6 protein-coding genes are annotated in these 10967 nt (G+C 68.4%); 3 read left to right on the plus strand and 3 right to left on the minus strand.

All coding sequences use genetic code 11. The features are described 5' to 3' along the window. The first annotated feature begins 23 nt into the window (after positions 1 to 23). The 3 genes from AB0E67_RS03200 to AB0E67_RS03210 all read left to right on the plus strand — a co-directional run bounded on the left by AB0E67_RS03200 (position 24) and on the right by AB0E67_RS03210 (position 4280). Positions 24 to 2717, plus strand: a complete 2694-nt coding sequence (locus AB0E67_RS03200; RefSeq protein ID WP_362020193.1) for a glycosyl hydrolase family 65 protein — start codon at positions 24 to 26, stop codon at positions 2715 to 2717. Positions 2718 to 2814: 97 nt separating this feature from the next. Continuing rightward, positions 2815 to 3024, plus strand: a complete 210-nt coding sequence (locus AB0E67_RS03205; protein WP_362020196.1) for a DUF6000 family protein — start codon at positions 2815 to 2817, stop codon at positions 3022 to 3024. 86 nt (positions 3025 to 3110) lie between these two features. Continuing rightward, positions 3111 to 4280 (plus strand): hypothetical protein, encoded by a 1170-nt coding sequence (locus AB0E67_RS03210; protein WP_362020198.1) that lies wholly within the window; start codon positions 3111 to 3113, stop codon positions 4278 to 4280. Between the two features lie 859 nt (positions 4281 to 5139). Here the strand turns inward: AB0E67_RS03210 and AB0E67_RS03215 are convergent. The 3 genes from AB0E67_RS03215 to AB0E67_RS03225 all read right to left on the minus strand — a co-directional run bounded on the left by AB0E67_RS03215 (position 5140) and on the right by AB0E67_RS03225 (position 10927). After that, a complete protein-coding gene (locus tag AB0E67_RS03215; RefSeq protein WP_362020201.1) occupies positions 5140 to 6618 on the minus strand; it encodes an AAA family ATPase in 1479 nt (492 codons plus the stop codon). Then, positions 6615 to 7853: a DUF262 domain-containing protein gene (locus AB0E67_RS03220; protein ID WP_362020204.1), complete on the minus strand. Its 1239-nt coding sequence runs from the start codon at positions 7851 to 7853 to the stop codon at positions 6615 to 6617. Before AB0E67_RS03220 ends, AB0E67_RS03215 begins: the two co-directional genes overlap by 4 nt. 122 nt (positions 7854 to 7975) lie before the next feature. Beyond that, positions 7976 to 10927 carry an HsdR family type I site-specific deoxyribonuclease gene (locus AB0E67_RS03225; RefSeq protein WP_362020207.1) on the minus strand — a complete coding sequence of 984 codons (2952 nt, stop codon included), beginning with the start codon at positions 10925 to 10927 and terminating at the stop codon, positions 7976 to 7978. Positions 10928 to 10967 lie beyond the last annotated feature (40 nt).

The raw sequence follows: 10967 nt of genomic DNA on the forward strand, positions 1-10967 counted from the left end.
GCGCGCTTCCCTACGTTCGTACGGTGAGCCTCTCTCGCATCTGTCTCCTCACGTCCCTGGCCTCCCTGACGTCCCTGGTCGCGGGTGTCCTGATCGCACCGCCGCCGCCCGCCTCCTACGCGGCCGTGCCCCGCTCGCCCGCGCCCACCGACTGCGGCCGCGACGCCGACCCCGCCTGGGCCCTGTCCTCAACCCGTTTCGGCGAGGCCGGCAGCTACACCCCGTACGTCGGCAACGGCTACCTGGGCCACCGGGTGGCCGCCGCAGGCGCGGGATACGCGGCGACGGGCAAGAAGACCGGCTGGCCGCTGTTCACCCCGCGCTACGACGGCGCCTTCGTCTCCGGCCTGTACGGACGCGACAAGAACCTCGCCGCCGGCCGCGAGGTGATCGCCGCCCTGCCGAGCTGGACCACCCTCGACGTACGCGTCGGCGACGAGACCTACGGCTCCGACACGCCACCGGCCCGGATCTCGCGCTACCGCCAGACGCTGTTCCTCCGCTGCGGTCTGGTGCGCACGTCGATGCGCTGGACCACGGCCGACGGACGCGCGACGGACCTCACGTACGAAGTGCTCGCCGACCGGTCCGACGCACACACCGGCGCCGTACGGCTGCGCATGACCCCGCGCTGGAACGGCACCGCGACCGTCACCGCCCGGCTGGACCCGCGAGGCGCACGCCGCATCGACCTGGGGCCCGACGGCACGTTCCGCACCCGGGGGACCAGAACGGCGGGCGCGATCGCCCAGACCCTGCTCACCTCCGGACCGGGCACGACGCACGGGTCCGGCACCGCGCGGACAGACACTCCACAGACCGGCAGCCGACAGGCCGGCACCTCTCCAACCGGCGCGCACCGGACGAGCACGCGCCAGGTGCGCGCCGGGCGCACGTACACCTTCGAGAAGTACGTCGGCGTCGACACCGCGCTCACCTCGTCCGACCCGCGCACCACCGCCCGCGCGGCGTCGACGCGCGCGGCCCGGCGCGGCTGGACGGACGTGCTCGCCGCGGACGCCGCTGCCTGGCGCAGGGCCTGGGCGGCCGACATCTCCGTACCGGACAGCCCCGAGCTGCGGAAATGGCTGCGATCCGCGCAGTACGGCCTGCTCACCGCTACCCGTTCCGGTTCCCGCGACAGCATCGCCCCGACCGGGCTGACCAGCGACGACTATGCCGGCCTGATCTTCTGGGACGCCGAGATCTGGATGTACCCCGGGCTGCTGGTCACCCGTCCCGAAGCGGCCCGTTCGATCGTGGAGTACCGCTACCGTACCCGCGCCGCCGCCCGCGCCAACGCCCGCAAGCTCGGGTACCGGGGCCTGTTCTACCCGTGGACGAGCGCGAGCCGGGGCGACCTGTGGAAGGAGTGCCACAGCTGGGACCCCCCGCACTGCCTCACTCAGATCCACCTCCAGGGCGATGTCTCGCTCGCCGTCTGGCAGTACTACCTGGCGACCGGGGACCGCGCCTGGCTGTCCGGGCACGGCTGGCCGCTGCTCCGAGGTATCGCCGAGTTCTGGACCTCCCGGGCCACCCGAAACGGCGACGGCAGCTATTCGCTCAAGGACGTCGCGGGCCCCGACGAGTACAGCAACGGCGTCACCGACGGGGTCTTCACCAACGCCGTCGCCACCACCGCCCTGCGCGACGCCGCCCGCGCCGCGCGCCTGCTCGGACACCCCGCACCGGCCGAGTGGACACGGGTCGCGGACGGACTGCGCATCCCGTACGACCCGGCGCGCAAGCTGTTCCTCCAGTACGCGGGCTACAACGGCTCGACGATCAAGCAGGCCGACGCGGTGCTGCTGCTCCACCCGCTGGAGTGGCCGATGGAGCCGGGCGCCGCCGCGGCCACGCTCGACTACTACGCCACCCGCACCGACCCGGACGGTCCGGCCATGACGGACTCGGTCCACGCGATCGACGCGGCCACGATCGGGGAGGCCGGCTGCGCGACGTACACCTACCTCCAGCGGTCCGTGCGCCCGTTCATGCGCGGCCCGTACGCCCTGTTCAGCGAGGCACGGGGGGCGAAAGCAGGCGCCCAGGACCCGCTGGCCGGGGCCCCCGCCGAGGACTTCCTCACCGGGAAGGGCGGCTTCCTCCAGGTCTTCACCCACGGGCTGACGGGACTTCGGCTGCGCGAGGACGGGGTGCGGCTCGACCCCCTGCTGCCCCCGCAGCTCGGCCGCGGCGTCACGCTGACGGGCCTGCGCTACCGGGGCCGCGTCTTCGACGTCGCGATCGGCCCCCTGACGACCACGGTCCGGCTGACCTCCGGCGCCCCGTTCACCGTCCACACCCCCACCGGCCCCCGCCTCCTCACCGGCGCCCTCGCCCTCCCCACCCGCCGCCCCGACCTCGCCGCCACCACGGACGCAGCCCGCTGCCGCCCGGTGACGGCGACCTCCGAGTCCCCCGGCCTGTACGCGGTGGCCGCCGTCGACGGCAGCCCGGCCACCTCCTGGTCCCCGGACGGCGCGACGGGCTCACTGACGGTCGACCTGGGACGCACCGCCCCGGTGACCTCCGTCCACCCGGAATGGACGGACGCGCGCTCCATCCCGTACCGCCTGGAGACCTCGACGACCGGCACCGTCTGGCACCCGTACCACCCGGGCGCGACGGCCCGCCTGGTACGCCTGACGGTCACCGCACCGGACCAGGAAAAACCGCCGGGTGTACGGGAACTGACGGCAAGACAGCCATGAGGACGGCGCTTGCGCGGATCCCTCCGTCGGCGTCGTGTACACCCGGCGCACGAGGCAGACCCTGCATACCTCAACAACCGCCCCTGCCCCGCCCCGGGTGGCCTCGCTCCACCAGCCCGGCGCCCTCGACGCCCTCCCCCGCCTCGACGCCCGCCACGGCACCCACCACGCCGTCCGCTTCATCCGACCCGACGGCCTCTGGGGCCGGTGGGTCCAGGCCCTGGTTCCCCTCAGCGACACGGCAAAGCCCGCCGGACCCGCTTCGTCCAGGGTCGGACGGCCTCGTGCCGGACAGGTCACACGTTGAAGCGGAACGTCCTCTAGGGGGCTGCGCGCACGACGGTCCGGGCCAGGCCGTGCCGAGTTGTCGGTGGCGGATGCTTGCATGGCGCCATGAGCACTGTGCACGAGACCGCCGCCCGCCTCCCAGACGCCGTCGAACTCCGCGCTCATCTTCGCGCGTTGGCCATCCTGGACGCCACGATCGGCGACGATCCGCGGTTCTGCTGCTACACCTTCGACACGGCCTGGGGCCCTGGTGAAGAGGCAGCCCTGATGAAGAACGGCTCGGGAGACGACTTCTCCGTCCTCTTCACCCCGGCCGGCGCGCTCATACGCGGCTTCGACCACGAGTCGGAGATGAGCCCGTACGGAACGGACGACGAGCAGGTCTGGCCCGGCGTCATCGACGAAGTACCTGCCGCGCTGAGTCCGCTCCTGAACGAACCCGCCTTCCGCGACGAGGGCATCGACACCCCTCGCGTCACCGCCTGTCTATGGCGGGAAACCGGCGACACTGTCTGGCGCACCGGCTCGGCCATCGCCTTCCCACCGGGCAGCGAAGACCCGGACGGCTCCGGCTTCCTCTTTCGCCTCCTCACCGACCGCTCCCCCGAGACCGTCCAGGACCACTTCGAGGATTACTACGAACGTCCCATTCCCCTCGACGCCGTCCGCCACGTCCTCGCCGGACTCCCCCTCACTCCTGCGATCACCGCGGCCCTCAACCCGGCCGCTCTCTCGGACGCCGCCCTGCTCCGCAGGATCACCGCGCACCCCGAGGTCGCCTCCTATCTGGCCTGCGACGGCGAGTTCGACCTCGCCCGCACCGACCCGATCGAGCCGATCGCCCTGCCCAACAGCCTGCCGGTGGAGCCCGTCGCCGGCTGCAACGCGGGCGGCACCCACTACCTCTGCGGCCCGGCCGTCCCCGACGGCCCCCGCCCCGTCCTCTACACCGATTCCGAGGGCCAGGCATCCTTGATCGCCGAGTCCCTGGCCGAGGCCCTCACCCTCGCCATCGTCCTCCCGTCCTGGCACGACGCCCTGGCCGGCTTCCGCCCTCCTGCTCTCAACGCCGACTACCTCGACGACCACCCGGACCACCCCACCGTCCGCGACCGACTGCTCGCCGCCCTTCGTCTCCCCCCGGCCACCGAGCAGGAAGTCCTGGCCCGCCTCCTCACCACTGCCACCCGCACCGTTCCCGACGGCTTCCTCCCGTACGTCTCCGACGAGGAGGACTCCTCCTTCCAACCGATGCTCGAACCACTTGCCGACTAGGGTCTCGGAGACCTTACGACCTGGGGACCGATAGGGAGCGGGCTCGCGCCGCCCTGCGACTCCGCTTGCGGCGTTGTCGTCGGTTGTCGATGCGCCGCATCGACCCCCTCCTCCGCCTTGCGATCGAAGCCGCATGACGACGCTCCCTGATCCACTCCCCATCGCTCCCCAGGTCGTCATGGAGAGCGCCGACACACCGGAGCGGTTCCGCGTACGCGTCCCGTCAGCCGCCAACGCCTCTCGGCGCCGCCTTCCAGCCCATGCCCAGGTGACCAGGCGTCATGGAAATCCAGCACCCGCCCGGCACGCAAACCGGCGAGGGGCCGGCTCCCTAAAGAGTCGACCCCTATCTGACCTGCATGTTTGCCAGGCCAGCCCATGTGGTGTCACTTCATCCGCTCATACGTTGAAGCGGAACTCCACGACAAGGCTCTGACCTGCGGGTATGTGGGCGCATCCCAGCACCATCCCAGCACGGGATTCACGACAACGCACGAGAGGGCCCAGAATCGCCAACGCTACATGCCAGCGGCAGCGATGTGCGATGTCCGAGGACTTCTCCGCGACGTCTGGGCAGCCTGATCGCTCTCCTCAATTCCCCTGCTGTGCCTGCCATCCGCACTCCTAACCAGAGATGTCAAGGCTTGCCTCACTGCGCAGCAACATGGGCCGGCCGGACGAACTCCACACCACTCACCGGAGAGTAAGGGGGAGATCCGGTGTTGCTACCTCAGTTGGCCGAAGTGCAGGCCGACGAGGGTCGTGGGCGCAACATACTGTGCTGCCAGTGCGTGCCTGAAAGTCCTGTACGCCATACGTCTGGGCCTTCGTGGTCCGTGCTGCTCATGGCTGGCCGGGCTCAAGGTGAAGGCGTCAAGAGAGTGCGAATGCGTTCTATGAGCCGGTCAGTATCCTTGCGGAAGGCTGGCACAGAGCGGATCCTCCGCACCGCGAAGGAAATCAGCCGTACCTCGTCCACACCTGTGTGTTCGCTCACGACTGCAGGTTGGTCGTGAATGTTGGAGACGTGTGCTTCTTCCAGGGCGTACTTCAGGGTGTTCTCTGTCACGCCCAGCTCTTTCGCCGCTGCCCCCGTACGTGTCTGGAGCAACTGGATGACGACCGCCTCGGGATCGTGATGGCCCGGCAGGTACTCCAACCACTCTCCCTGACGGCCTGGTTCGGAACGTGTGTCTCCGTCCAGCACGCCGAGAAAGGCCACGGCCGGTCTGGTCGGTCCGAGGACGCGAGCGACGGTTGCGACGGTGTCGGCGCCGCGCACGTCCTGCACGCACAGATGCGGGGCCAGCTCCGGTAGGTGGCATCGGAGCAGTTCCTCCAGCATCAGCCGGGCGAAACGGTCCTCGACCAGCAGCACTGCCTCGGTCCGCGGAGCCATGCCCAGCTTCCGGCTGACCTGAGCAGGAATGGCGCCAGCGGAGATGGTCGCCTGAGCCGCGGCGCCCGCACCGCGCTCGAGTGTGCGGAGGGAAGTGCTGGGCAGGCGGTAGGCGAACTCCGGAGAGTGCGAGGCGAGGACGACCGACAGCTCCATTTTGACCGCACGAGCGACGATGATGTCGAGCAGCCGTTCGCGAGCGCGGGGCGAGAGAAAGTTCTCGGGCTCGTCGAGCAGCACGATGCTGCCCCGCCCCACCCCACGCAAGGCACGCAGGATGACGCAGGAAGCGAGCTCCCCGAGGCTCATCTGTTCAGGCCCGTAGGTGCCCCCGTGACGGCCGAGCTCGTAGTAGAACCACGTGGGTGACTCGCCGGAGGCAGGGGAGCGGCGATCCAGCTCCTGGTGGGTGACCAGGTCGTAGGGGCGTCCCATGATGGTGCCCAGTGCATGGTCGAACCAGGCGCTGCGGGGGGCCTTCTCGGCCGTGGCGCGCTCGCTTTCGAGCTCGTGTGCCGGAACTCGGCTCACTTGGGTCAGCACATCGAAGCACTCCCGTGCAGTGTCGATGTACACACACGGGGCTTTGGCGTCGGCGAGTTCCACGTCGCCCGTCGCCGGTTCGTTGCGGTCGCTCTTCTGGTGCCGTGACTGGCCTGTCAGCCGTACGGCAGTGGGGTGCGGCGCGCTGTCCGACGGGGCTTGCGGCCGCAGATGGCGTGCAAGCGTTCGCAGGAACTGCGTCTTGCCGGCGCCACTCACCCCGCACAGGAGGGTGATGCCCGGCGCCATCTCAGCAGTGAGCGAGCCGAGGTGCGCGTGCCCGTCGATCTCGACCCTGCGCAGGGGTGAACGCACCTGGCCACTGGCCAGTTTGCGGTAGTGGTTGTTGATCTGGGCCCGGCGGAGGACCTCCTCATCCTCTGCGTCCCGGCTCAACTCCACTCCCCCCAGGACTTCAGCACCCCGTCTTCCCACAGCACTTGATCGATCCTGTCTTCTGTGAACGGTGCGTCATCTGCGCCGGTCAGCGCCGCGTACATGCGCAGCACGTCCGGCACGGGGGAAGTCCGGCGCGACGGGGCGCCGCCTGTCGCTACAAGAAACAGCCAGCCGATGGCATCCCGCAACACCGTCGACTCGGGTGTGTGCGCGCCCACCGCGGCCACTTCGTTGAACCGCTCTAGCAAGGCATCGTACGGCAGTTCACGGAAGTCGGTCCTGAGTGGTGGAGTAGCTCCTGGCCCGAGCTCCGCGGCTCGCCTCCGACGTTCCGGCTCCAGCCATTCGAGGAGAAACCCGAGGTGATGTTCGGCGCCAGGGCCGAACGCACGCCGGGCCCGGACCATCACCAGCATCCAGCTCAGTAGAGTCGGTTTGGTGAACCGAACGGCCGGCATGTCGAGTGCGGGCAGAGACAACAGTCCCTTGAGTGCGTCAGCCACCGCGTCTCGGGTGCGGTCGGCCACCGCGTCACCGGAGCGCAGCCGGTGATTCAGTTGTTCGCTGCCGACTGCCGCAGCCCGGATGCTGCCTGCCTCTACGGCGACCAGCACTCTGCTGATCACGTCCTCGTAGGCCAGGCCAACGTTCCCGAAGCCGATGCGTTCTTCCCCCAGGCCCCAGTCAGCCGCCGAGGCCACGAGGACCCGGACTTGCTCGCCGAACGAACCCGATTCGACGAGTTTGCGTCCTGCTGCGGTCAGTCCGGCTTCGGAATTGAGCCGCAGCACCGCGGTTCGCAACTCGGCAGGTGGCAGTTCGTCGAGCTCCAGGAGCACCAAGGGGTAGTCGTCGATGGCAGTGCGCAGCCCCTGCGGCAGAGCGTTGTATGTCTTTCCGTCGGATTCCCGCAAGGCACGAGCCGGAGGGGTGAGTCGGCCGTCGACCAGTAGGTCACCGCGTACGAATTCCTCTAGCGCTGCCAGGCGTCGCTGACCGTCGAGCAGGACTCGTGATCCGTCCGCTTCACGCGCGACGAGTAGCGTGCCGATGGGCCAGCCGCGCAGCACGGAGTCGAGGAGCACGTGCTTACGGTGGTCAGACCACTCTGCGCTACTGGACGGCTCGGAGGGCTGGCGCAGACTTCCGTCGCGGAGCTGGGCGAGCGCCTCGCGCACAGTCACGACGGTTGGCCGGGTTGCCGACACGCGCAGGTCGTGAGCTGGGGTCATGACGGTCGCCTCCTCTCGCGTCTGGGCTGGGTGCCGGCCTGGAAGGCGCGGGTGAAGTCCATGCCTGATGGCACGATACGGCCGAGCACTGACATCCGGTGGGTCATGATCCGAGGGCCGCCTCAGTAGTACTGCCGGATGTAGTCGTACGCCTTCTGGAACAGCTCTTCGTCCCGTTGCAGCTGGTAGCGGACCAGTGTGCGGCGCAGAGCTTTCTTCACCTCGCGCTCACCGCCCGCAGTGTGCTGCCACCCCGGGAACCTCACCGCGTCGACGATGCTGTCGATCTCCTCCACGAGCTTCGCCACCGCCACAGGTGTGCCCTCCGGACGGGACGATTCAAACAGCCGAGTGAGAGCGTGCTTGCCCTGTTCCCTAGGATTCTGCTCCTTCTCATCAGCCTCTGTCTGAGCCTCTGCCCGCGCGGTCTGTTCCGCCAGGCCCAGCAACTGATAGAGATACTCACGGCTCACAAGCTGACCCGCCTCGTACTGCTGACGCAGTCGCTCCAGCTTCTGCGCCAGGGAGTCGAAGCGCGGTTCACCACGGCGACGGCCAAGCCTGTCCTGAAGCTGGGGCTCAAGCTGCCGGATCCCCCGGTCGGGGACGCGCTGCAGGTACTCGGCCATTTTGGCGTCGATGACGAGCGTCTCGAGCCGTTGGGGTGGCACGTCCGCGTGGATGTGGGCGTTGACCAGCTCGCGCGTTTTAGGGCCGAGCACCCGCCACAGCAGAGGGCTCGTGGCGTTGCTGGGCCGTACGGAGTGGTGCACCTTCGCAAGCCAGCGGTAGTCAGCGACGTGCTCGCTCAGCCGCTCATCCGGGGCTAGCGCCTCCCACAGCCGGGACAATCGGGCGAACGCCTCTGCGAACGCCTGTCGTGTCCCGTCGTCGGGCAGCTTGTCCTGAGCCGCGAAGAGGGCCTCGTAACCGTCCTCGGCACGGTCAACGCCAGGGAAGAAGTCCAGGCACTTACGAAGGGCACCGGGGAACTGATCCCACAGCTCCTTGATGCTGGTAACCGCACGCTCGACAGCCCGCTCATCGAATCGCATTGCCTGCCCGAGGCGGGCGAAGACACCGAGGTAGTCCACGATCAGACCGTGCGACTTCGCCTGATCGCTCCCCGGCCGACGGTACGGGCGGTTCACCCGGCAGACGGCCTGGAGCAACGTGTGGTCATGCATGACCTTGTCCAGGTACATCGTCTGGGCGATTGGGGCGTCGAAACCGGTGAGGAGTTTCGCCGTCACGATGAGGATCTTCAGCGGATCGTCCGGGGCGCGAAAGCGATCCAGCAGCGCCGCCTCCTCGTCCTTGTCCCGCCCGAAGCGCTCCTGGGTCTCCTCAGGTTGCCCCTGGGTGGACATCACGACCTCGCTGGTCTCCGGTCCCAGCAGCGCGTCCAGTTCCTTCTTGTACAGGACGCACGCTTCCTGGTCGAAGACGACAACCTGCGCCTTGAAGCCCTCGGGCTCCACCTTCTCCCTGAAGTGACGTGCGATGTCCTCGCACACCATGCGAATGCGCCCGTCGGCCTTGATCAACCACCCCATACGAGCGGCCCGATGGGTCACAGCGGCCTTCTCGCGTGGGGACAGACGCTCGGCGAGCTTCTTGAACTCGGCATCAATGACATCGCCGTCGATCTGGAAGCGCGCGTCACGCGGCTCGAAATGCAGCGGGAGCGTCGTCCCGTCACGCAGTGAATCTGCCTGAGTGTACTGCGAGAGATAGCGGCCCTCGTCCTCCTCGTTACCGAACGTCTTGAAGGTGTTGACGTCGGTTCGGTTGATTGGGGTGCCGGTCAGACCGAAGAAGACCGCGTTGGGCAGGGCTTCGCGCATTCGCTGCCCCAGATCCCGGTCCTGGGTGCGATGCGCTTCATCGACGAGGCAGACGATGTCACGTCGTGCGGACAGGACGCGGTCCAGGTTCTTGAACTTCTGGACCGTGGTGACAATGATCTTCCGCTGGCCCGTCGCGAGCATCTCCCCGAGATTGTCACCGGAGCCCGCCGTGACCACGTTCGGGATGTCCGAGGCACCGAAGGTGGAAGTGATCTGGGTGTCGAGGTCCAGCCGGTCCACCACTATCAGCACCGTGGGCGCACCAGTGCGCGGATCGGTGCGCAGCGCCTGAGCTGTGAACACCATCAGCAGAGACTTGCCAGAACCCTGGAAGTGCCACACGAGTCCCTGCCGGGGCGCGTCCGGGTCGTGCGCCGCGGCGGCGGCACGGTCGGCCATCCGCCTGCCGGCCTCGTACTGCTGATAGCGGCAGATGTTCTTGATCTTCCGGTGACGGTCGTCAGTGCTGTAGACCGTGAAGTTCCGGATGATGTCCAGAACCGTCGACGGACTCAGCAGACCGTCCACGGCCTGACGGAGGTAGTCGGGGCCGGGCTCGGGATGCTGCTTCCGCAACCCCGGGGACCACCACGGGCTCCACAGGTGAAGGGGTAGCCGGAGGCTGCCGTAGCGCAGATCGCGTCCGTCGATGGCGAAACACAGGGCGTTGGGGACGAAGAACTCCGGTACATCGTCCTGGTAACCGTCGAGTTGGAGCGCCCCGTCGGCCCAGGTTATGCCAGCACGTGTGGCGGACTTCGCCTCACCCACGACCAGGGGAATCCCGTTGACCCACAGCACATGATCGAAACGGCGCCGGGTGGCACCTCGGCAGAAGGCAACCTCTGTGCTGAGGTGGTAGCGGTTGCGGGTGGGGTCATCGAAGTCGACTAGCTGGACGGATACATACTCGTGGTCCGGCCCGAAGGGCATCGACTTCTCGCCGAGCAACCAGGAGCGGAAGTTCTCGTTGGCCTTGACCACGCCTTCACCACGCGCCGACCGGATCAGCGCGGTGAGCTGGTACAGCACCTCGTCGGCGAGCTCGGGATCGGCCGAAATGGCCGGGTTGAGACGGACCAGGGCGTCGCGCAGCTCGGACTCGACGAGGACATCCTGCTCGACCCGGTCCGGCTGAGTGTCCTGCTGAACCCACGCGAGCTCCGGCAGGGCAGTGAGCCGGTCGGTTACGAATGCCTGAGCCGTGGCCTTCTCGCTGAACATCCCCCGCCCCTCGCTCACCCTCAGTCGTCCCTCACTCCAC

Origin of the sequence: Streptomyces sp. NPDC032161, from assembly GCF_040636995.1 — a bacterium.
Taxonomy (GTDB): Bacteria; Actinomycetota; Actinomycetes; order Streptomycetales; family Streptomycetaceae; genus Streptomyces.